Annotated in this window: 18 protein-coding genes; 5 read left to right on the top strand and 13 right to left on the bottom strand. The window is 71.1% G+C overall.

Annotated elements, in window-relative coordinates; translation table 11 throughout:
* Positions 1-665: 665 nt before the first annotated feature.
* The 9 genes from OG871_RS25135 to OG871_RS25095 all read right to left on the bottom strand — a co-directional run bounded on the left by OG871_RS25135 (position 666) and on the right by OG871_RS25095 (position 10,889).
* A complete protein-coding gene (locus OG871_RS25135) occupies positions 666-2,189 on the bottom strand; it encodes a CoA-acylating methylmalonate-semialdehyde dehydrogenase (RefSeq protein ID WP_371499494.1) in 1,524 nt (507 codons plus the stop codon).
* 170 nt (positions 2,190-2,359) lie between these two features.
* A complete protein-coding gene (locus OG871_RS25130; protein ID WP_371499492.1) occupies positions 2,360-3,064 on the bottom strand; it encodes a hypothetical protein in 705 nt (234 codons plus the stop codon).
* Between the two features lie 56 nt (positions 3,065-3,120).
* Positions 3,121-3,567 (bottom strand): hypothetical protein, encoded by a 447-nt coding sequence (locus OG871_RS25125; protein WP_371499490.1) that lies wholly within the window; start codon positions 3,565-3,567, stop codon positions 3,121-3,123.
* Between the two features lie 138 nt (positions 3,568-3,705).
* Positions 3,706-5,100 (bottom strand): NAD(P)/FAD-dependent oxidoreductase, encoded by a 1,395-nt coding sequence (locus OG871_RS25120; RefSeq protein ID WP_371499488.1) that lies wholly within the window; start codon positions 5,098-5,100, stop codon positions 3,706-3,708.
* A gap of 57 nt (positions 5,101-5,157) precedes the next feature.
* Complete coding sequence (locus OG871_RS25115) at positions 5,158-5,961, bottom strand: ABC transporter permease (RefSeq protein WP_371499487.1); 804 nt, start codon at positions 5,959-5,961, stop codon at positions 5,158-5,160.
* Positions 5,961-6,887: an ABC transporter permease gene (locus OG871_RS25110; RefSeq protein ID WP_371499485.1), complete on the bottom strand. Its 927-nt coding sequence runs from the start codon at positions 6,885-6,887 to the stop codon at positions 5,961-5,963. The genes OG871_RS25115 and OG871_RS25110 overlap by 1 nt, the downstream gene beginning before the upstream one ends.
* Positions 6,884-8,029, bottom strand: a complete 1,146-nt coding sequence (locus tag OG871_RS25105; RefSeq protein ID WP_371499484.1) for an ABC transporter ATP-binding protein — start codon at positions 8,027-8,029, stop codon at positions 6,884-6,886. Before OG871_RS25105 ends, OG871_RS25110 begins: the two co-directional genes overlap by 4 nt.
* A 50-nt stretch (positions 8,030-8,079) precedes the next feature.
* Complete coding sequence (locus OG871_RS25100) at positions 8,080-9,327, bottom strand: spermidine/putrescine ABC transporter substrate-binding protein (protein WP_371499482.1); 1,248 nt, start codon at positions 9,325-9,327, stop codon at positions 8,080-8,082.
* A 44-nt stretch (positions 9,328-9,371) separates the two neighbouring features.
* The gene (locus tag OG871_RS25095; RefSeq protein WP_371499480.1) at positions 9,372-10,889 is read right to left on the bottom strand and encodes a gamma-aminobutyraldehyde dehydrogenase; all 1,518 of its coding nucleotides are present in this window, start codon (positions 10,887-10,889) and stop codon (positions 9,372-9,374) included.
* Positions 10,890-11,311: 422 nt separating this feature from the next.
* On the opposite strand from OG871_RS25095, the gene OG871_RS25090 reads away from it, so the two are divergent.
* On the top strand, positions 11,312-12,967 hold the full coding sequence (locus OG871_RS25090; RefSeq protein WP_371499478.1) for a PucR family transcriptional regulator: 1,656 nt from the start codon (positions 11,312-11,314) through the stop codon (positions 12,965-12,967).
* A 31-nt stretch (positions 12,968-12,998) separates the two neighbouring features.
* Here the strand turns inward: OG871_RS25090 and OG871_RS25085 are convergent, their stop codons facing one another.
* From OG871_RS25085 to OG871_RS25075, 3 genes are all read right to left on the bottom strand, one after another.
* A complete protein-coding gene (locus OG871_RS25085; RefSeq protein WP_371499476.1) occupies positions 12,999-14,168 on the bottom strand; it encodes a spermidine/putrescine ABC transporter substrate-binding protein in 1,170 nt (389 codons plus the stop codon).
* Between the two features lie 72 nt (positions 14,169-14,240).
* Positions 14,241-15,599, bottom strand: a complete 1,359-nt coding sequence (locus OG871_RS25080) for an aspartate aminotransferase family protein (protein WP_371499474.1) — start codon at positions 15,597-15,599, stop codon at positions 14,241-14,243.
* A gap of 223 nt (positions 15,600-15,822) precedes the next feature.
* Positions 15,823-17,268 (bottom strand): gamma-aminobutyraldehyde dehydrogenase, encoded by a 1,446-nt coding sequence (locus OG871_RS25075; RefSeq protein ID WP_371499472.1) that lies wholly within the window; start codon positions 17,266-17,268, stop codon positions 15,823-15,825.
* A 275-nt stretch (positions 17,269-17,543) separates the two neighbouring features.
* Here OG871_RS25075 and OG871_RS25070 point away from each other — a divergent pair, with 275 nt between their 5' ends.
* The 4 genes from OG871_RS25070 (at position 17,544) to OG871_RS25055 (ending at position 21,530) form a co-directional block, all read left to right on the top strand.
* On the top strand, positions 17,544-18,017 hold the full coding sequence (locus OG871_RS25070) for an Lrp/AsnC family transcriptional regulator (RefSeq protein ID WP_033822804.1): 474 nt from the start codon (positions 17,544-17,546) through the stop codon (positions 18,015-18,017).
* Positions 18,014-19,408, top strand: coding sequence for an aspartate aminotransferase family protein (locus tag OG871_RS25065; protein WP_371499470.1), 1,395 nt, complete (start codon positions 18,014-18,016; stop codon positions 19,406-19,408). Before OG871_RS25070 ends, OG871_RS25065 begins: the two co-directional genes overlap by 4 nt.
* A 224-nt stretch (positions 19,409-19,632) precedes the next feature.
* Positions 19,633-20,364, top strand: coding sequence for an ABC transporter ATP-binding protein (locus tag OG871_RS25060; RefSeq protein WP_371499468.1), 732 nt, complete (start codon positions 19,633-19,635; stop codon positions 20,362-20,364).
* 11 nt (positions 20,365-20,375) lie between these two features.
* Positions 20,376-21,530, top strand: coding sequence for a hypothetical protein (locus OG871_RS25055; protein WP_371499467.1), 1,155 nt, complete (start codon positions 20,376-20,378; stop codon positions 21,528-21,530).
* Positions 21,531-21,547: 17 nt separating this feature from the next.
* Here OG871_RS25055 and rlmN read toward each other — a convergent pair whose 3' ends face one another.
* Entirely contained in the window at positions 21,548-22,648 is a 1,101-nt protein-coding gene (gene rlmN / locus OG871_RS25050) for a 23S rRNA (adenine(2503)-C(2))-methyltransferase RlmN (protein ID WP_371499465.1), read from the bottom strand.
* Positions 22,649-22,738 lie beyond the last annotated feature (90 nt).

The following is a 22,738-nucleotide window of genomic DNA, read 5'->3' as shown; positions in this document are numbered from 1 at the left end:
AGGGCGGCCCCGCGCACTGCGTCCTCGCTAGTGTTTTGTTACTAAAGGAATCTCCAACCGATCCGAAAGGACCGGCCGGGGATGTCAACATATCTGGCGTTGACTTTTGGCACGCTGTTGAGTTCTCAAGGAACGGACACTTCCTTCGGACCGCCTTCCAGCGGGCCCTCCGGGCGCTTCGTTCGTGTTTCCCAGCTTACCAGATGTTTTCCGCTCCGTTTTCCGGAGTTTCACTCACCCGACTCGCCGGTCTTTCGTGTTTCCAGCTTATCAGACGTTTTCCGCGCCGTTTCCGGGCTTCCCTGTCCGATTCGCCTTCCGCCGGTCCGACCTGACGGCCTGTCCGACGTCCTGAACTCTAGCCGAACCCCACTCCGAAAAGCGAATCCAACCGCAATCCATAAAAGCGCGCACGCCAATTCACACCGAGCCGCGACAAAGCACGACCCAGCCGAATGGAGATGGTGTTTCAAGGGATTGGCCGCCCCGGGACCGTCCGCGTAGACACGTGTCCGGTGCTCCCAGCCGAGCGACTAGAGAACACTACGCCCATCCCGGGCCGTAGGCAAACGAGGGCCGCCCGGCGGCCGCACCGCCGGCGGACGGCGGGGCGGGCCGGGCGGCCCTCGGGGTCGGTGGCGTCGGCGGGCTCTGCCCGCGGACGGTCAGGAGTTGGTCGGGAAGCCCAGGTTGATCCCGCCGTGCGACGGGTCCAGCCAGCGCTGGGTGACGACCTTGCCGCGGGTGAAGAACTGGACGCCGTCCGGGCCGTAGGCGTGGGCGTCGCCGAAGAGCGAGGCCTTCCAGCCGCCGAAGGAGTAGTAGGCGACCGGGACGGGGATCGGCACGTTGATGCCGACCATGCCGACCTCGATCTCGTTCTGGAAGCGTCGGGCCGCGCCACCGTCGTTGGTGAAGATCGCGGTGCCGTTGCCGTAGGGGTTGGAGTTGATCAGCTCCACACCCTCCTCGTAGGAGGCGACCCGGACGACCGAGAGCACCGGGCCGAAGATCTCGTCGTTGTAGACGGACATGCCGGGCTTGACGTGGTCGAACAGGGTCGGGCCGAGCCAGAAGCCGTCCGTGGTCGGGGCGCCGGTGGCGTCCTCGGCCGCGATCGTGTGCTTGCGGCCGTCGACGCTCAGCTCGGCGCCGTCGGCGACACCGGACTCCACGTACGAGGTGACCTTGTCCCGGTGCTGGCCGGTGACGAGCGGGCCCATCTCGGAGTCGCCGTTGCAGCCCGGGCCGACCTTGAGGGTGGCCATCCGGGACTTGATCTTCTCGACCAGCTCGTCGCCGATCGGGTCGACCGCGACCAGGACGGAGATCGCCATGCAGCGCTCGCCGGCCGCACCGAAGCCCGCGTTGATGGCGGCGTCGGCGCTGAGGTCGAGGTCGGCGTCGGGGAGGACCAGCATGTGGTTCTTGGCGCCGCCGAGCGCCTGCACGCGCTTGCCGTACCGGGTGCCGGTCTCGTACACGTAGCGGGCGATCGGGGTGGAGCCGACGAAGCTGACCGACTTGATGTCGGGGTGCTCCAGCAGGCGGTCGACGGCGACCTTGTCGCCGTGGACGACGTTGAAGACGCCGTCGGGCAGACCGGCCTCCTTCCACAGCTGGGCCATGAAGTTCGCGGCGGACGGGTCCTTCTCCGACGGCTTGAGGACGACCGAGTTACCGGCCGCGATCGCGAGCGGGAAGAACCACATCGGGACCATGGCCGGGAAGTTGAACGGCGAGATGATCGCGACCGGGCCGAGCGGCTGGCGGATCGAGTAGACGTCGATGCCGGTGGAGGCCTGCTCGGTGAAGCCCCCCTTGACGAGCTGCGGGACACCGCAGGCGTACTCGACGACCTCCTGGCCGCGGGCCAGCTCGCCGAGCGCGTCCGAGTGCACCTTGCCGTGCTCGGAGACGATGATCGCCGCCAGCTCGTCCTTGCGGGCGTTGAACAGCTCGCGGAAGTTGAAGAGCACCTGGGTCCGCTTGGCCACCGAGGCCGTGCGCCACTCGGCGAACGCGGCGGACGCGGCCGCCACCGCCTGGTCGACCTCGGCGATCTCCGCGAAGTCGACCTGGCCCGCGACCTGACCGGTGGCCGGGTCGAAGATGTCGCCGCGCCGGGGCGCGGAGCCGGCGGTGGCGACGGGGGCGCCGCCGATCCAGTGGGTGATGTGCTTGCTCAAGGTCTTCTGCCTCCGAAGTCCGTACGGCGCAGCGCCGCCGGTACCGTGCCGGCACCACCCGGACGAGGGGCCGGGCGGCGGGAACACGGGGCTCCCGCGCTCAAGCTCCAGTCTGGTGACCGGGCGGGCGGGTCTCAACGAGCAGCATGACGGGGAACGGAGATTCACCCTTACAGGTCGTCGGGCGTGGGGCCCTCCGGGTCATCGCGCTCCGGATCGGTCTCCTCCAGATAGGGGTCGTGCAGGCCGTCGGGGAGGGTGAGCGTCTCCATGAGGTCGAGCCGCAGGTCCTGGGCCCAGTTCTGGGCCCAGGCCTGGAGCGCGGTGCGGTCGGCGCCGACGAGTTCGGCGGCGCCCTCCAGCCGGTCGGCGAGGACGGTGGGCTGGAAGTCCTCGTCGAGTCCGGCGGTGAGGGAGAGCAGCTCGCCCTCACGAAAGTGGTCGGTCAGCGCGTGGACGGCGGCCAGGTCTGCGGGCAGGGCTCGGTCGCACAGTTCCAGGACGGCGAGGCCGGCGGCGTCGGCCAGGGCGATGACCGGGACGGGGGCGTCCAGCAGCAGGGGCGGGTGCCGCAGGGGCTCCTTGCGGAGCTCGATCGGGCAGGAGGCGCCGGAGAGCTGGATCCGCCGGGGTGTGCCCTGTTCGGCGCGGACGGGGAGTCCCCAGGCCCGGAACGTCTCGGCGAGTCCGGCCGCCAGTTCGTCCAGCGGCGGGCCCTCGGAGGCGATCAGGACCAGGCCGGTGGACCGTCCGACGGCCAGGCCGTGGGCGCGCAGGGCTTCGGTGCCTGCCAGGGCGAGGGCGTACCGCAGGCAGTACGGCTGGGCGGTCTCCAGCAGCTGGAGGTGCTCCTCGGCGAGCAGGCTCGGGGTCATGTCTCAAGTCTCCCGTCCCGGGGCCGCGGGTGCAGGGGGCGGTTCGGCTGTCCGCCTCACCCGGCGGTGTGGCGGCGCGCCGCCGCGTCGTGCAGGGCCATTTCCAGCAGGGCGGGGTCGACCAGGCGGCCGGAGCCGTCCGGGGGGACCAGCCAGCGCAGCCCGTGTCGTCGTCGAGCGGGGTGCGGCAGTGCCACCCACAGGCCGGGGCCGGCGACCTTGACCCCGGTGCCGAACCAGCGGGCGGCCGTGCCGACCGGGACGAGGAAGCCGACCTGTCCGCCGCCGGCGAGCGCGGGGCCGCCGCCGGGCAGCCGGGTCAGGAGGCCGAGGGCGGGCAGGCCGAGTCCGTCGGGGACGGACAGCAGGTCCCACTGCTGTCCGGCGGGCAGCAGCAGGAGGGCGGCGCCGGCCCGGGCCCAGTCCTGCCGGCAGCGGTCGGGGTCGGAGGCCGCGCTCGCGAGCCAGGTGAGTGCGGCGTCGTGGGGGTTTCCGGATGCCATGGTGGTTCCTCCGCTCGATGGGGTCTCACGGGGAGAGCGGCGGCCACGTCGGCTCTTACACGGGTGGCGGGGCACGGGGACAGCATGAAGGGGGCGCATCCGGGAATGGACGCGCCCCCTTCGGGGTCGGGCGAACGGTCAGCTGTCGAAGCCCAGACCGAGGCGGTCGAGCGTGCGCAGCCACAGGTTGCGGTGGCCGCCGTTGTGGTCGGCGCGGTCCAGCGACCACTTGGTGATCTCGATGCCGGCCCAGCGGACCGGCTCCGGCGGGAACGGCAGCGGCTTGCTGCGCACCATCTCCAGCGAGGTCCGCTCGGTCAGCTCGCCGGCCAGCAGGTCGAGCATGACCTCGGCGCCGTACCGGGTGGCGCCCACGCCGAGTCCGGTGAAGCCCGCGGCGTAGGCGACCTTGCCCTTGTACGCGGTGTCGAAGAAGGCCGAGAACCGCGTGCAGGTGTCGATCGCGCCGCCCCAGGCGTTGGTGAAGCGCACGCCCTCCAGCTGCGGGAAGGTCTCGAAGAAGTGCCGGGCGAGGGTCCGGAAGGTCTCCGGCCGCTGGTCGTACTCGGCCCGGACCTTGCCGCCGTAGTTGTAGACGGCGTCGTAGCCGCCCCACAGGATGCGGTTGTCGGCCGAGAGCCGGAAGTAGTGGAACTGGTTGGCGCTGTCGCCGAGGCCCTGGCGCCCGCTCCAGCCGATCGAGGCGAGCTGCTCGGCCGTGAGCGGCTCGGTCATCAGCGCGTAGTCGTAGACCGGGGCGATGTACGGGCGCACCCGCCGGACCAGCGAGGGGAAGACGTTGGTGCCGAGTGCCACCCGCCGGGCGCGGACCCGGCCGTACGCGGTGCGCACGGCCATGCCGCTGCCGTACTCGGCGAGGTCGGTGGCGCGGGTGCGCTCGAAGATCCGCACGCCCTGCGTCAGGCAGGCGGCCTTCAGGCCCCAGGCCAGTTTGGCCGGGTGGACCATGGCGACGCCGTCCTTGTCCCAGACGCCGCCGAGGAAGGTCGGCGAGTCGACCTCGCGGCGCAGCTCGTCCGCGTCCAGGACGGTGAGGTCCAGTCCGTACTCGGCGACCGCCTCGGCGACCTCGTGGAGTTCGGCGAGCTGGTGGGGCTGGGTGGCGACGTCGATCTCGCCGGTGCGCTCCCACTCGCAGTCGATGCCGTAGCGCTTGACCGCGTCCTCGATGGCCTGCAGGTTCGCGGCGCCCTGGCGTTCCAGCTCGGCGAGTTCGCCGGGCCAGCGCTGGAGCCCGTTGCCGAAGCCGTGGGTGAGGCTGGCCGCGCAGAAGCCTCCGTTGCGCCCGGAGGCGGCCCAGCCGATCTCGTTCCCCTCGACCAGGACGACGTCCAGCGAGGGGTCCCGCTCCTTGGCGATCAGTGCCGTCCACAGGCCCGAGTAGCCGCCGCCGACCACCAGCAGGTCGCAGGTGGTGTCGCCGACCAGGGCGGGCAGGGCCTGGGGCCGACCCGGGTCCTCCAGCCAGAACGGGGTCGGCTGGACGTCACTGAGCGCACGGGCGGAGTCCATGCTCTATCAGCTACTTTCTGGTCGTCGATGGTGTCGCGCGGCCTGCCGGGTGCCGTGTCAGGCGCGCGCCTTTCGTCGGTTGCCGATCGTCTGGCCGACGACGGTGAGGACCACTGCGGCGAGGAACATCGCGGTACCGATCACATTGACCTGGACCGGGATGCCGCGCTGGGAGGCGCCCCAGACGAACATCGGGAAGGTGACCGTGGTCGGTCCCGAGTTGAACTGGGTGATGATGAAGTCGTCGAAGGAGAGCGCGAAGCTGAGCAGCGCGCCGGCGGCGATGCCGGGGGCGGCGAGCGGCAGGGTGATCTTGAGGAAGGTCTGCACGGGGGTGGCGTAGAGGTCCTGGGCGGCCTGCTCAAGCCGGGGGTCCATGCTCATCACGCGGGCCTTGACGGCGGTCACCACGAAGCTGAGGCAGAACATGATGTGCGCGATCAGGATGGTGGTGAAGCCGAACGGGATGCGCATGTTGAGGAAGAGCGTGCCGAGCGAGGCGGCCATCACGACCTCGGGCATCGCCATCGGCAGGAAGATCATCGCGGTGGTGGCGGACCGGCCGCGGAAGCGGTGGCGGGCCAGCGCGAAGGCGACCATGGTGCCCAGCACGGTGGCGCCGAGGGTGGCCAGGGCGGCGATCTTCAGGCTGAGGGTGAGCGAGCCGCACATGTCGGCGACGCCGCAGGGGTCGGTCCAGGCGTCGGTGGAGAACTCCTTCCACTCGTAGTTGAACTTGCCCGCGGGCTTGTTGAACGAGAAGGCGAGCACCACCAGGTTCGGCAGGACCAGGTAGGCGAGGGCGAGGATGCCGGCCAGGACCACGAGGTTCCGGCGAACCCATGAGATCAGTCGGGTCATCAGACCAGGTCCTCCGTTCCGGCCTTCTTCATGTAGACCGTCACCATCCCCAGGATCAGGGCCATCAGGATGAAGCTCAACGCCGCCGCGGTCGGGTAGTCGAGCACGTTCAGGAACTGCTTCTGGATGCCGTTGCCCACCATCTGCTCACTCGGCGAGCCGAGCAGCTGGGCGTTGATGTAGTCACCCGAGGCCGGGATGAAGGTGAGCAGCGTGCCGGCCACCACGCCGGGCAGCGAGATCGGGAAGGTGACCTTGCGGAAGGTGGTGAACGGCCGCGCGTACAGGTCGCCGGCCGCCTCGTGCAGCCTCGGGTCGATCCGCTCCAGCGAGGTGTAGAGCGGCAGGATCATGAACGGCAGGAAGTTGTACGTCAGACCGCAGACCACCGCGAGCGGGGTGGCCAGCACCCGGTGACCGGAGGTCAGGCCCACCGCGTCGCTGATGTCCAGCAGGTGCAGCGTGTTGAGGGCGCTCACCACCAGGCCGCCGTCCGAGAGGATGGTCTTCCAGGCCAGGGTGCGGATGAGGAAGCTGGTGAAGAACGGCGCGATCACCAGGATCAGGATGACGTTGCGCCAGCGCTTGCTCGCCTTGAAGGCGATCGTGTACGCGAGCGGGTAACCGATGGCCAGGCAGAGCACCGTGGCGGTGGCCGCGTACGAGAACGAGCGGACGAAGTGCCAGCGGTATTCGACCAGGGCGTCCCAGTACGTGGCGAAGTGCCAGGTGACCCGGAAGCCCTCCTCGAGCGAGCCGGTCTGCAGCGACGTGGAGCCCTGGTAGACCATCGGCACCGCGAAGAAGACCACCAGCCAGGCGATGCCGGGCAGCAGCAGCCAGTACGGGGTGAGTCTGCGGCGGGTGCGCCTGGGCTCGGCCAGCGGTACGACCTGGGGTGGCGCCGCCTCGGTGGTGGTGGTCATGCCGCCTCCTCCCCGGTGCCGGCGTCGATCGCCTGGGTGGCGTCCATGCCGAAGGAGTGGGCCGGGTTCCAGTGCAGGACGACCGGGGCGCCGGGGGCTATCCGGAGGTCGCGGTCCATGTTCTGCTCGAAGACGGCGAGCTCCTGGCCGGTCTCGGCGCGCACCACGTACTGGGTGGAGACGCCGATGAAGCTGGAGTCGACCACCGTGCCGGCGACCTGGTTGCGGCCCTCGGCCACCACCGTGTCGGCGTGCGCGATGGTGATCTTCTCGGGCCGCACCCCCAGGTGGACCCTGGTCGCGTCGGTGGCGCAGCGGGCCTTCGGCAGGGCGAGCCGCACGCCGGAGGCGCTCAGCAGCAGGTCGCCGCCCGCGCGGCCGGTGACCTCGGCGGGGATCAGGTTGGACTGGCCGAGGAAGTTCGCCACGAAGGTGGTGGCCGGGTTCTCGTACAGGTCGGCGGGGGCACCGAGCTGCTCGATCCGGCCGCCGTTCATCACCGCGATGGTGTCGGCCATGGTCATGGCCTCCTCCTGGTCGTGGGTGACGTGGACGAAGGTGATGCCGACCTCGGTCTGGATCCGCTTGAGCTCCAGCTGCATCTGGCGGCGCAGCTTGAGGTCGAGGGCGCCGAGCGGCTCGTCGAGCAGCAGCACCTGGGGGTGGTTGATCAGGGCGCGGGCGACCGCGACGCGCTGCTGCTGGCCGCCGGAGAGCTGGTGCGGCTTGCGGCGGGCCATCGGGCCGAGCTCGACCAGGTCGAGCATCTCCTCGACCTGCTTCCTCACGTCCTTGCGTCCCCGCCGGCGCAGCCCGAAGGCGACGTTCTCGAAGATGTCGAGGTGCGGGAAGAGCGCGTAGCTCTGGAAGACGGTGTTCACCGGGCGCTTGTACGGCGGCAGGGCGGTGACGTCCTGGCCGCCGATCACCACGGTGCCGCCGCTGGGCTCCTCCAGGCCGGCGATCATGCGCAGGGTGGTGGTCTTGCCGCAGCCGGACGCCCCGAGCAGGGCGAAGAACGAGCCCTGCGGCACGGTCAGGTCGAGCGGGTGGACGGCGGTGGACGCGCCGTAGGTCTTGCTGATGCCGGTGAGGCGAACGTCTCCGCCGGCGGCCGCGGTGTCGCGCAGCTGCTCCGTCATGGTGTCCCTCTGTCAGATGCCGTACTGGGTGCCCGGAGGCCGAGTGGTGGTCAGGCGCCGATCAGCTTGGAGAACTTGTCCTCGAACTCGCTCTCCTCGGCCTCGGTGAGGCTGCGGAAGGCGTGCACCTTGGCGGCCATCTCCGGGGTGGGGATGACCAGCGGGTTGGCGGCCGTGTCCGGGTCGAGCGCGGCGAGCTCGGCCTGGACTCCGCTGACCGGGGACACGTAGCCGATCCCGGCCGTCAGTGCGGCGGCGACCTTCGGCTGGTAGTAGAAGTCGATCAGCAGCTCGGCGTTCTTCTTGTGCTGGGCCTTGGCGGGGATCAGCATGTTGTCGGTCGAGGAGACGTATCCGTGCTCCGGGATGACGAACTCGATGTCCGGGTTGTCCGCCCGCAGCTGGATCAGGTCCCCACCCCAGGCGACACAGGCGGCGATGTCGCCGGAGGACAGCTCCTGGCCGTAGTCGTTGCCGGTGAACTTGCGGATCTGCTTGCTGTCCACGGCCTTCTGCAGGCGGTGGATGGCCGCGTCGTAGTCGTCGGCGGTGAACTTCGCCGGGTCCTTGCCCATCTCCAGCAGGACCATTCCCACGGTGTCCCGCATCTCGGAGAGGAAGGTGACCCGGCCCTTGAGCTCGGGGTCGTCCAGCAGCTGGGTGACGCTGGTGACGGCCTTCCCGCCGGTGGCCTTCTTGTTGTAGGCGACCACCACCTGGATGCCGGCCCACGGGTAGGAGTACTGCCGGTTCGGGTCCCAGTCCGGGGTCCGCAGGCGGTCCTCGATGTTGGTCACGGCGTGCGTGAGGTTGGCGGGGTTGAGCCGCTGGGCCCAGCCGAGCCGGATCAGCCGGGCGGCCATCCAGTCGGTGAGCACCATGAGGTCGCGGCCGGTGTCCTGGCCGGACGCGAGCTGGGGCTTGACCTTCCCGAAGAACTCGACGTTGTCGTTGACGTCCTCGGTGTAGCGGACCTTGATGCCGGTGGCGGCCTCGAACTCGTCGAGGGTGGCGTGCTTCTGCTCGTCCTGGGCGTCCACGTCGATGTAGAGCGGCCAGTTGGAGAAGTTCACCGCCTTCTCCTCGTCCGAGTGGTCCGGGGCGGTGACCGCGTCACCGGTGGCGGAGCTCCTGGCCGGCGGGATGCCGCAGGCCGCAAGGGTGCCGGCACCTGCGGCGACCGCGCCGGCCTGCAGCAGGGCGCGCCGGGACAGCGCGGCCCGGCCTCCGGTCAGACTGCGTTCCCAGGCCTTGCGGACCGGGTCCGGCAGACTGCCGGTGATCTCGTTGAGCTCCATGCGGGGACACCCTCCTGGGGGAAGAGGACGGGAGACGACGGGGGTTATCGGTCTCCGAAGATCGTGCGGTGCCAGTCCTTGCGGACCACCGCCGTGGTGTCGAACATGACGTGCTTGACCTGCGTGTACTCGTCGAGCGAGTACTGCGACATGTCCTTGCCGTAACCGGAGGACTTGTAGCCGCCGTGCGGCATCTCGCTGATGATCGGAATGTGGTCGTTGACCCACACGCACCCGGCGGCGATCTCCCGGGTGGCCCGCAGCGAGCGGTGCACGTTGGTGGTCCAGGCGGAGGCCGCCAGGCCGTACGGGGTGTCGTTGGCCAGCCGCAGGCCCTCGTCGTCGCTCTCGAAGGGCAGCACGACCAGCACCGGGCCGAAGATCTCGCCCTGTACCACCTCGCTGTCCTGCGCGACGCCGGTGATCAGGGTCGGCCGGTAGTAGGCGCCGAGCGAGAGGTCGCTGCCGTCGTGGCCGACGGCCGGGACCTGACCGCCCGTCACCACGGTGGCGCCGTACGAACGGGCCCGGTCGACGAAGCCGGCCACCCGGTCCCGGTGGGTGTACGAGACCAGCGGGCCGAGGTCGGTCCGCGGGTTGAGCGGGTCGCCGAGCCGGACGGCGGCGAACAGCTCGGCCACGCCCGCGACGAAGGCGTCGTACAGCGGGCGCTGGACGTACGCGCGGGTCGCGGCCGTGCAGTCCTGGCCGCTGTTGATCAGCGAGGCGGCGACCGCGCCGTGCACGGCGGCCTCCAGGTCGGCGTCGTCGAAGACCACGAACGGGGCCTTGCCGCCGAGCTCCAGGTGGGTGCGCTTGACGGTGGCGGTGGCCAGCTCGGCGACCCGCTTGCCGACCGGGGTCGAGCCGGTGAAGGACACCATCGCGACACCGGGGTGCGAGATCAGGTGCTCGCCGGCCGGTCGCCCGGCGCCGGTGACCACGTTGACCACGCCGTCGGGGATGCCGGCCTCGGTACAGGCCCGGGCGAACATCAGCGAGGTGAGCGGGGTCAGCTCGGCGGGCTTGAGCACGATCGTGTTTCCGGCCGCGATCGCCGGGAGGATCTTCCAGGCGGCCATCTGCAGCGGGTAGTTCCACGGGGAGATGGAGCCGACCACGCCGATCGCCTCGCGGCGGACGTACGAGGTGTGGTCGCCGGAGTACTCCCCGGCGGCCTTGCCCTCCAGGTTGCGGGCGGCGCCCGCGAAGAAGGCGGTGTTGTCGACCGTGCCGGGGACGTCGAACTCGGTGGAGAGCTTGATCGGCTTGCCGGTCTGCGCGGTCTCCACCCGGGCGAACTCCTCGGCGCGCTCACCGAGGATCGCCGCCAGCTTCAGCAGCGCCTCCGAACGGGCGCCCGGGGTCGCACCGGACCACTCGGGGAAGGCGGCCCGCGCGGCGGCGACGGCAGTGTCGACGTCGGCGGTGGAGGCCAGCGTGACCTGCTGGACGACGCTGCCGTCGGCCGGGTTGACGACCTGGAAAGGTTCGCTGCCGGTGCCCTCGGTCAGCCGGCCCGCGATGTACTGCGCGCCTGCGCTGAAGTCGGTCAGGTCCATCAGTTCCTCCATGTGCCCGGTGGTTCGACGGCAGCGGCGTGGGGGTGCCGCTGCCCGTCATGCTGCACGCGTCGACGAGTCGTATCCGGTACTGCGCGGGCGCGGCTGGTCGAGTCGCGCCTAGCAGCTCCGGTCGGCCCGCGAGGTCGAATCGCCGGGATTGCGTGATCCTGGCAGGCGCGGTCGGCGCCCACAAGGGATTCCGCTGTTGCCATCTGGTTACGCGACGGATTCCGGCGGCAAGCGCGCTCAGCGCCACTGCCGACTCGCTGACGATGCCCGCTCCGGCGTCCGGGTGACAAGGGTCACTGCGACAGGCCGGACCCCGAGCGCCTTACAGGGTGAAAGGCATCATCCGGGTGACAGGGCGTCGCGGAGATGGATGATTTACCTGACACTCTGAACCCGCAGGAGGACCCGCGATGCTCCCCACCGTCGCCCGCGTGCTCGACCTGGACGTGATGCGGCGCGGCCTGCCCCAGGTGGTGGCCGGCGCGGAGCACCTGGAGCGCCCGATCCGCTGGGTGCACGTCAGCGAGCTGCCCGACGTCGCCGGCGTGCTGCAGGGCGGCGAGCTGGTGCTGTCCACCGGCATCGCGCTGCCCGAGGACCGCGAGGGCCTGGCCCGCTACGTGCGCGAGCTGGCCGAGGTCGGTGTGGCCGGGCTGGTGATCGAGTTCGGGCGGCGCTACTTCGACTCGCTGCCGCGCGCCCTGGTGCACGCCGCCGAGCAGCGCGGCCTGCCACTGATCGTGCTCCGCCGCGAGCTGCGCTTCGTCGCCGTCACCGAGGCCGTCCACGCGCTGGTGGTCAACGCCCAGCTGGAACAGCTGCGCACCTCCGAGGCGGTGCACCAGATCTTCAACGAGCTGGCCACCGAGGGCGCCGAGCCGGGCGAGGTGGTCCGCCAGGTCGCCCAGCTGGCCGGCGCGCCGGTGGTCCTGGAGAACCTCGCCCACCAGGTCCTGGCCCATGACCCGGCGGGCCGGCCGGAGGCCGAACTGCTGGAGGGCTGGGAGCGCCGCTCGCGCGGGGTCCGCCCGCCCGGCCGCACCGGGCACGACCCGCGCAGCGGCTGGCTGGTCACCACGGTCGGCGCCCGCGGCCAGGACTGGGGCCGGCTGGTGCTGGTCGACGAGCCCGGCCCGCTGCCGGAGGGCGTCCCGCACCGGCACACCATGATGCTGGAGCGCGGCGCGGCCACCCTCGCCCTGAACCGGCTGGTGGTCCGCGACCGGGAGAGCCTGGAACGCCAGACCCACCGCACCCTGCTCTCCGGGATCCTGACCCACGCCCTGACCGTCTCCGAAGTGGCCCTGCGCGCCCAGGCGCTGGGGGTGCCGCTGGAGGGCCGCCGGCTGGTCGGGGTGGTACTGCGCAGGCGCCAGGGTCCGATCCCGGCGGCGCTGGAGGCCCAGGCCCGGCTGCGTGACTTCACCGAGCTGGCGGCCACCGCGATCCGCACCGCCCGGCTGTCCGCCCTGGTCGGCGCGTTCGACGACGAGGGCGTCGGGCTGCTGATCGCACTCGGCTCCCAGCAGGACGAGCACGCGGCGCTGGAGGCCTTCGCCGCCGCCCTGCGCAAACTGCTCGCCGAGGCCACCCGCGAACCGGCCGCACCGCTCCCCCAGCCGGTGATAGCCGTGGGCTCCTCGGTCGGCTCGGTCCGCGACGCCCGGCGCACCCTGCTGGAGGCCACCCAGGTCGCCGACGCCGCCCTGCACGACGTCCCCGGCGGCCGGGCGGCCGCGTACTACCGGCTCCCGGACGTCCGGCTGCGCGGCCTGCTGCACCTGCTGCGCGACGACGAGCGGCTGCAGACGTACGTCGAGCGCGAGCTCGGCCCGCTGCTCGCGTACGACGCCGAGCACGGCGGACAGCTGGTCCGGATGCTGCGGATCTACCTGGAACAGGGGCGCAACAAGTCGGCGGCGGCCGACGCGGCGCACCTGTCCCGGCCGTCCTTCTACGACCGGCTGCACAAGGTCGAGCGGATCCTCGGGGTCGACCTCGACCAGGTCGAGTCCTGTCTGTCGCTGCACGTGGCGCTGCTGGCACTGGACGCCGTGCGCCGCTGACGGGTGGTCAGCGGCGCTGCCGGGGGCCGGTTCAGACCCCGGCGACCTGGCCCCACACCTGGTGGAACCCGGGCCGTTCGGCCGGGGTGACGTCGCGCATGGTGTGCAGCCGGGCCCGCATCTCGTCGGTCGGGAAGATCAGCGGTTCCTCGGCCAGCGCGGCGGTCTCCTCGTCGGCGCTGCCCGCGAGGACGTCACGGGCGGCCGGGACGGGACAGATGTACTGCACGAAGGCGGCGAGCTCGGCGGCCACCTCGGGCTGGTAGTAGTGGTCGATCAGCAGCTCGGCGTTGCGCTTGTGCAGCGCGCGGTCCGGGATCATCAGGCTCTCCGCCCACAGCTCGCCGCCCTCCTCGGGCACTACGAACTCGATGTCCGGGTTCTCGGCCTTCAGCTGGATCGCGTCGCCGGAGTACGCCTGGCAGGCGACGGCCGCGCCCGAGGCCAGGTCGCTGGTGTAGTCGTTGCCGGTGAAGCGGCGGATGTGCCGGCTGTCGACCAGCTTCTGCACCTGGGCCATGGCCCGGTACGCGTCGTCGGCGGTGAACGCCGAGATGTCCGCGCCCTGGGCCAGCATCAGCAGGCCGAGCGCCTCGTCCATGCCCGCGAAGAGCGTGACCCGGCCCTTGAGATCCGGTGCCCAGAGGTCTCCGGTGCTCCGGATCTCACGGCCCAGCGCCTTGCGGTTGTAGGCGATCCCGGTGATCCCGGACTGCCAGGGCACGCTGTGTGCCCGCTCCGGGTCGAAGGCGGGCCGGCTGAGCTGCGGGTCCAGGTACGTGGTGACGTTCGGCAGGTTGGCCCGGTCGAGCGACTGCACCCAGCCGAGCGCCACGTAGCGCGCCGCCATCCAGTCGCTGATCACCATCAGATCGCGCCCCGGCGCCCCGCCCTGGGCGAGCACCGGGCTGATCTTGCCGAAGAACTCGTCGTTGTCGTTGATGTCCTCGCTGTACTCGACCGCGATCCCGGTCCGCTCGGTGAACTCCTCCAGCGTCGGCCGCCTGCCGGAGCCCTCCTCGACGTCGATGTACTGGGTCCAGTTGGAGAAGACGAGCGAGGCGTCCGACTCCGAGCGGTCCGGCACCGACCGGCGCTCGGCCGGCACGTAGGCGGGGGCGATGCCGCAGGCGGGCAGCGAGCCGAGGCCGAGCAGACCGGCGGCCCCGATCATCGAACGACGGGAGAGCGTGGTGACCATGGGGGAGGTTCTCCAGACATAGGACGGCCCCGGGCAGCGCTGCCCGGGGCCGCGGTGCGGAGCCGGTGAGGGTCAGACGGTGTGCGCGTCGGCCACGGTGAGGGCCTCGTCGAGGACGGCCAGACCGGTCTTGGCCTCCTCCTCGGTCACGGTGCACGGCGGCACCGCGTGGAAGCGGTTCATGTTGATGAACGGCCACAGACCGCGCTGCTTGCAGGCGGCGGCCAGCTCGGCCATCGGCGCGTTGGCGGCGCCGGCCGCGTTGTACGGCACCAGCGGCTCGCGGGTCTCCCGGTTCTTCACCAGGTCGAGTGCCCAGAACACGCCCAGGCCGCGGACCTCGCCGATCGAGGGGTGCCGCTCCGCCAGCTCCCGCAGGCCCGGGCCGAGCACGGTCTCGCCGATGTGCTTGGCGTTCTCCACGATGCCCTCCTCGGCCATCGTGTTGATGGTCGCTACCGCGGAGGCACAGGCCAGCGGGTGGCCCGAGTAGGTGAGCCCGCCGGGGAAGGGCCGCTCGGCGAAGGTCGCCGCGATCTCGGCCGAGATCGCCACGCCGCCCAGCGGGACATAGCCGGAGTTGACGCCCTTGGCGAAGGTCAGCAGGTCCGGGGTGATGCCCCAGTGGTCGGCCGCGAACCACTCGCCGGTCCGGCCGAAGCCCGCCATCACCTCGTCGAGGATGAAGACGATGCCGTAGCGGTCGCAGATCTCCCGGACCCCGGCCAGGTAGCCGGCCGGCGGGATCAGGATGCCGGCGGTGCCGACCACGGTCTCCAGGATGATCGCCGCGACGGTGGCCGGCCCCTCGAAGGCGAGCACCTGCTCCAGGTGCGCCAGCGCGCGCTCGCACTCCTGCGCCTCGTTCTCGGCGTGGAAGTTGGAGCGGTACGCGTACGGGCCCCAGAAGTGCTTGATGCCGGAGACGCCGGTCTCGTTGGCCCAGCGGCGGGGGTCTCCGGTCAGCGCGATCGCGTTGGCGGTGGCGCCGTGGTACGAGCGGTAGGTGGAGAGCACCTTCTGCCGGCCGGTGTGCAGCCGGGCCATCCGGATGGCGTTCTCGTTGGCCTCGGCGCCGCCGTTGGTGAAGAAGATCTTGTCGAGGTCCCCGGGGGTGCGCTCGGCGATCAGGCGGGCCGCCTCGCTGCGGGACTCCTGCGCGAAGCCGGGAGCGATGGTGCAGAGCTTCCCCGCCTGCTCCTGGATCGCCGCGACCACCTTCGGATGCTGGTGCCCGATGTTGGTGTTCACCAGCTGCGAGGAGAAGTCGAGGTAGCGGTTGCCGTCGTAGTCCCAGAAGTAGGAACCCTCGGCGCCGGCCACCGCGAGGGGGTCGATCAGCGCCTGGGCGGACCACGAGTGGAAGACGTGTGCGCGGTCGGTGGCCTTGACGACCTGCCCGGCAGCCGAGTCAGCGGTGGGGATGCTCATGCCGCAAGCGTAGGGAAGTCCGCCGCCCGCCAGCAGGTGCATCTTGTCAGGCGGTCCTCGCGTCGGCCGACAGCTTGACAGGGGGCGCGCGGACGACGAAACGGGCGCGGGGAACGGCGGCCGTGCGCCTCCGTGGAGGCCGGGCCGCGCGGTTCCCCGCGCCCGTGGGCGGCTGTCCGTACCGGACGGCCGGCAGGCGACGCCGAAGGTCGCCGGACGACTACTAGATGGCGGTCATCACGTGCTTGACGCGGGTGTAGTCCTCGAAGCCGTAGGAGGAGAGGTCCTTGCCGTAGCCGGACTTCTTGAAGCCACCGTGCGGCATCTCCGCGACCAGCGGGATGTGGGTGTTGATCCAGACGCAGCCGAAGTCCAGGCGGCGGGACATCCGCATGGCGCGGGCGTGGTCCTTGGTCCAGACGGAGGAGGCGAGGGCGTAGTCCACCCCGTTGGCGTAACCGACGGCCTGGTCCTCGTCGGAGAACTTCTGCACGGTGATGACCGGGCCGAAGACCTCGTTCTGGATGATCTCGTCGTCCTGGTTCAGCCCGGAGACGACGGTGGCGGCGTAGAAGTAGCCGACGTCGCCGACCCGGTGGCCGCCGGCCTCGACCTTGGCGTGCGCGGGCAGGCGCTCGATGAAGCCCGCGACCTGCTTGAGCTGGTTCGCGTTGTTCAGCGGGCCGTAGAGCACGTCCTCGTCGTCGATGCCGCCCGTCCTGGTGTCGGCCGCGGCCTTGGCCAGCGCCTCCACGAAGGCGTCGTGGATCGACTCGTGCACCAGCACGCGGGTGGCGGCGGTGCAGTCCTGGCCGGCGTTGAAGTAGCCGGCCACCGAGATGCCCTCGACGGCCTCGGCGATGTCCGCGTCCTCGAAGACCACGACCGGGGCCTTGCCGCCCAGCTCCAGGTGGACCCGCTTGACGTCCTTGGCGGCCGACTCGGCGACCTGGATGCCGGCCCGCACGGAGCCGGTGATCGAGGCCATCGCGGGGGTGCGGTGCTCGACCATCAGGCGGCCGGTCTCGCGGTCGCCGCAGATCACGTTGAAGACGCCGGCCGGCAGGTCGAGGTCACGGAGCACGCCGCCGATGATCTCGGCGAGCAGCACGGTGGACGCCGGGGTGGTGTCCGAGGGCTTCAGGACGACGGTGTTGCCCGCGGCGATGGCCGGGGCGAACTTCCAGACGGCCATCATCATCGGGTAGTTCCACGGCGCCACCTGCGCGCAGACGCCGACCGGCTCGCGGCGCACGATCGAGGTCATGCCGTCCATGTACTCGCCCGCGGCCTTGCCCTCCAGCAGGCGGGCGGCGCCGGCGAAGAAGCGCAGCTGGTCGACCATCGGGCCGATCTCCTCGGAGAGGGTCAGCCCGCGCGGCTTGCCGGTGTTGCGACACTCGGCGTCCACGATCTCGTCGGCGCGCGCCTCGACCGCGTCGGCGATCTTCAGCAGCAGCTTCTGCCGGGTGCTCGGGGTGGCGTCCCGCCAGGCCGGGAACGCGGCGTCGGCGGCGGCCATGGCCGCGTCCACATCGGCCTCACCGGACAGCGGCGACGTCGCGTACACCTCGCCGGTGGTGGGGTCGATCACGTCCAACGTGCGGCCGTCGGCCGCATCGACGAACTCACCGTTGATGTAGTTGCGCAGCGTACGAAGCTCGCTCACGGGTCTCTCCTACGGTCTGGCCTGCGGCGTTGCAGTTCCGGCGCCAGGTTACTCCGGCACCGCGCGAGGCGGACCCGACGAAACGGCAGGTCCGCTGTCCACATTTGGACGTGTTCACGCGTTCGCGTGTACCTCCTCAGGCTACCGCGACACCTGGCGGTATCGACAGGCGTTCCGCAGAAGAACGACGCAATCCGTACCGATTTTTCGAAACAGCGACGAAATCAGCAGTACGTTGGGTTGCGCGACCGGAGTCGATCAGGCACAGTGGCGACGTGGCCAACCGCGACCGGAACGCCAGCGTTCCCCTCGACGCCGCCTCCAAGGCGATCATCGAGCAGCTCCAGGAGGACGGGCGCCGCCCGTACGCCGCCATCGGCAAGGCCGTCGGCCTTTCGGAGGCGGCCGTGCGCCAGCGCGTCCAGAAGCTGCTCGATCAAGGCGTGATGCAGATCGTCGCCGTCACGGACCCGCTCACCGTCGGCTTCACCCGTCAGGCGATGGTCGGGATCCGAATCGAAGGCGACATCGAACCCGTCGCCGACGCGCTGGCCGCCCTCGACGAGGTCGACTACGTGGTCTGCACCGCGGGCTCCTTCGACCTGCTGGCCGAGCTGGTCTGCGAGGACGACGAGCATCTGCTCGAACTGATCAACAAGCGCATCCGCGCGCTTCCCGGCGTGCGGAGCACCGAGAGCTTCGTTTATCTGAAGCTCCGGAAACAGACCTACACCTGGGGCACCCGATGAGCGCCGACCCGGCACAGAAGGACCTTTCGAAGACCGCCTACGACCACCTGTGGATGCACTTCACCCGCATGTCGTCGTACGAGAACTCCCCCGTGCCGACCATCGTGCGCGGTGAGGGCACCTACGTCTTTGACGACAAGGGCAAGAAGTACCTCGACGGCCTCGCCGGCCTGTTCGTGGTCCAGGCCGGCCACGGCCGCGAGGAGCTGGCCGAGGCCGCCGCCAAGCAGGCCAAGGAGCTCGCCTTCTTCCCGGTGTGGAGCTACGCCCACCCGAAGGCCGTCGAGCTGGCCGAGCGCCTCGCCAACTACGCCCCGGGCGACCTCAACAAGGTCTTCTTCTCCACCGGCGGCGGCGAGGCCGTCGAGACCGCCTGGAAGCTGGCCAAGCAGTACTTCAAGCTGACCGGCAAGCCGACCAAGTACAAGGTCATCTCGCGCGCCGTCGCCTACCACGGCACTCCGCAGGGCGCCCTGTCGATCACCGGCCTGCCGGGCCTGAAGGCCCCGTTCGAGCCGCTGGTGCCGGGCACCCACAAGGCCCCGAACACCAACATCTACCGCGCCCCGGCCTTCCTGGCCGGCCCCGACGGCACGGTGGACCCGGAGGCCTACGGCCGCTGGTGCGCGGACGAGATCGAGGTCGCCATCCTCAACGAGGGCGCTGACACCGTCGCCGCCGTCTTCGTCGAGCCGGTGCAGAACGCCGGCGGCTGTTTCCCGCCGCCGCCCGGGTACTTCCAGCGCCTGCGCGAGATCTGCGACCGCCATGACGTGCTGCTGGTCTCGGACGAGGTCATCTGCGCCTTCGGCCGCCTGGGCACCATGTTCGGCGCCGACAAGTTCGGCTACCAGCCCGACATGATCACCTGCGCCAAGGGCATGACCTCGGGCTACTCCCCGATCGGTGCCACGATCATCTCGGACCGCCTGGCGGAGCCGTTCTACAAGGGTGACAACACCTTCCTGCACGGTTACACCTTCGGCGGCCACCCGGTGTCCTCCGCGGTCGCGCTGGCCAACCTCGACATCTTCGAGCGCGAGGGCCTCAACCAGCACGTGCTGGACAACGAGGCGAACTTCCTCGGCACCCTGAACAAGCTCCGCGACCTGCCGATCGTCGGCGACGTCCGCGGCAACGGCTTCTTCTACGGCATCGAGCTCGTGAAGGACAAGGTCACCAAGGAGTCGTTCAACGACGACGAGGTCGAGCGCGTGCTCTACGGCTTCCTGTCGAAGGCGCTCTACGACAACGGCCTGTACTGCCGCGCCGACGACCGTGGGGACCCGGTCGTCCAGCTGGCGCCGCCGCTGATCTCGAACCAGTCGACCTTCGACGAGATCGAGCAGATCCTGCGGACCAGCCTCACCGACGCGTGGGCCAAGCTCTGATCTTCCCCCACCCTCCGCCGCCAGGGCGGTCCCGGTCTCCGGGACCGCCCTGCGGTGTTCTCCCGACGGTCCGGTTCCGGCCCTGGCAAGGTTTTCCGGACCCAACACGCCGGATTGAGGATGATTTGCCCCTGGATGGGCCAGTGTGCCGCAACCACGGGGAGCCCCGGTCGTTCTAATCTGACGACTGTCATATCCCTGCGCAGCCATCAGGATGGAACCTCATGTCAGCGGCCCCGCCTGACAACGACGTGCTGTGGGCCCGAGGGATCGTCAAGTCCCACCACGGCACCCCCGCCCTGCGCGGGGTCTCGCTCGGCGTCCACGAGGGCGAGGTGTTCGCGGTCACCGGTCCGCGCGGATCGGGCAAGAGCACCCTGCTCGGCTGCCTCTCCGGCCTCCTCCCGGTCGACGAGGGCGAGGTGTGGTTCAACAGCGGCCCCGTCCACACCCTCTCCCGGACCGGCCGCGAGAAGCTCCGCCTTGAGCGCTTCGGCTTCGTCGGCTCCGAGCCGCATCTCGTCCCCGAGCTGACGGCCCGGGAGAACGTCGCCCTGCCGCTGCTGCTCGCCGGCGCCGGCCACCGGGCCGCGCACGGAGCCGCCGGAGAGTGGCTCGAACGCCTGGACGTCGCCGACTGCGCCGCCCTTCGGCCCGCCGAGATGGTCCAGAGCCAGCGTCAGCGGATCGCCGTCGCCCGGGCCCTGGCCCCGCTGCCCACCGTGGTCTTCGCCGACGAGCCCACCGCGCCGCTGCACCGCGACGCCCAGAACCAGGTCCTGCGGATACTCGCCAGCGCCGCCCGCTCCCACCGGCTCACCCTGGTCCTCGCCACCCACGACCCGGAGCTCGCCCGCTACGCCGACCGCACGGTCGCGATCGTCGACGGCCGGCTCACCGGGCCGGTCGCACCGGTACCGCCGCGGGACACCTCCGCGGTCTCGGCCGGGCGCTGAGGGGGACGGCAGTGCTCTATCTCCGACTGGCCCGGGGCTACCGGACCCTCGACCTCGGCCGCTGGCTGCTCACCGCGGCCGCCGCCGCCGTGGTCGCGGCCTTCCTGCTACGGGCGCTGGGCCGGGCGCTCGGCGACCCCGCCGGTGCCTCGCTGCCCCGCCTGATCTGGTGCCTGCCGCCGCTGGCCGCGGTGAGCTGGCTCGCCGCCGCCACCGCCCGCGCCGTCCCCTCCCAGCGCCCGGAACGGATCGCCGGACTGACCGCCGCCGGCGCCGGCCTCAACCGGATCCGCGCCCTGATCGCCGGCGAGACCGCCCTCGCGTGCGTACTCGGCAGCGGCAGCGCCCTGCTGCTGTTCCTGGTGCTGCGCAACGACATCGCCGGCCCCTCGCTCGCCGCCGACCTTGGCATGGGCACCCCGCTGCCGGCCGCCGCCCCGATCACCCTGCTGGCGCTCGTCCCGCTGGTCGGCGGGCTCGCGGCGGCAGGTGCCGTCAGAGCCCCGGAGCACCTTCCCGGCCGCACCGCCCGCACCGCCGCGGTCCCCGCCCACGGACCGCTGCGGATCGCCCTGCCACTCGGCCTCACCGTGGTCGGCACCGCCCTGGAGCTGTACGGGCTGCGCCCCGGCGCCGCCCAGGACGGCCGGCCCATCGACCTGCCCGCCGGGCTCGGCTCCGCCAGCGCCGCCCTGCTCGTCGGCTGGTCGTTCGCCGCGCTCGGCACGGCCCTGCTCACCGGGCCGCTGCTGGCCCTCACCGGGCGCCTGCTCGCGCTCGGCCGACCGACCCCGCTGCGGCTGCTCGCCGGACGCGGGCTGACCGCACAGTCGGACCGGCTGGCCGGCCCGCTCGCGGTCCTCGTCCTCACCCTCGCCGTGGTGCTCACCGCCGCCCGGCACTGGACCGGCCACCCCGGCACGGCCGAGCCACTGCCCGTGGCGGAGGGAGTGCTGCTGGTCGGCTGCGCCGCGGGCGCGGTCGCGGCCCGCCTGGTCGAGGTCAGGAGCAGCCGACGCGAGGTCACCGCCCACCTGCTCGGGCTCGGCGCCGCTCCCGGTCTGCTGGTCGGCGCGGTGGCCCTGCGCACGCTGGCCGCCGGCACCGTGCTGCTGGTGACCGGCGGCCTGACCGCACTGCTCGCCTCCGGCGCGCTGACCGCGTAGCGGCCGCCCGCCCCCGCTCAGCCCGCGGCGGCCAGCTGGCCGCAGGCGCCGTCGATCTCCTGGCCGCGGGTGTCGCGGACGGTGGTCGGCACGCCGTGGGACTGCAGCCGGCGGACGAACTCGCGCTCGTCCTCCGGGCGGGAGGCCGTCCACTTGGAGCCCGGCGTCGGGTTCAGCGGGATCAGGTTGACGTGCACCCGGTGGTTCTTGATCAGCCGGCCGAGCAGGTCCGCCCGCCAGGCCTGGTCGTTGATGTCCTTGATCAGCGCGTACTCGATGGAGATCCGGCGGCCGGACTTCTCCGCGTAGTTCCACGCGGCGTCCAGGACCTCGGCGACCTTCCAGCGCGTGTTGACCGGCACCAGCTCGTCGCGGAGCTCGTCGTCGGGGGCGTGCAGCGAGAGCGCGAGCCGGCAGCTCAGACCCTCGTCCGCGAGCCGGTTCATGGCCGGCACCAGGCCGACGGTGGAGACGGTGATGCCGCGCTGCGACAGGCCGAAGCCGTCCGGCGCCGGGTCGGTGAGACGGCGGATCGAGGCCAGCACCCGGTTGTAGTTGGCCAGCGGCTCGCCCATGCCCATGAAGACGACATTGGACAGCCGCGCCTCGCCGCCCGGGATCTCGCCGGCCTTCAGCGCCCGCATACCCGCGGCGATCTGCTCGACGATCTCCGCAGTGGAGAGGTTGCGGGTCAGACCGGCCTGGCCGGTGGCGCAGAACGGGCAGTTCATCCCGCAGCCCGCCTGCGAGCTGATGCACATCGTGACCCGGTCCGGGTAGCGCATCAGCACGGACTCGACCAGCGTGCCGTCGAAGAGCTTCCACAGCGTCTTGCGGGTGGTGTCGTCGTCGCAGGACACGTGCCGGACGACCGACATGAGGTCGGGCAGCAGGCGCTCGGTGAGCTTCTCGCGGCTCGCGGCGGGGATGTCCGTCCAGCTCTCCGGGTCGTTCGAGATCCGGCCGAAGTAGTGGTTGGACAGCTGCTTGGCGCGGAACGGCTGTTCGCCCAGCTCGGCGACCGCCTCCTTGCGCTCGGCGGGGCTGAGGTCGGCGAGGTGTCGCGGGGGCTTGGCGCCGCGCGGCGCGACGAAGGTCAGTTCTCCGGGCTTAGGCATGGTTGTTCCAGTGTCGCAGATCGGCGCAGTGCCCCTGCGCGCGCTGCCGCCGAGCGCCCGAGAGCCCCGAACGACGGGAGTCCGGGGCTC

Source organism: Kitasatospora sp. NBC_00374, assembly GCF_041434935.1.
Lineage (GTDB): Bacteria > Actinomycetota > Actinomycetes > Streptomycetales > Streptomycetaceae > Kitasatospora.
This window is presented reverse-complemented; position numbering and strand designations above follow the sequence as displayed.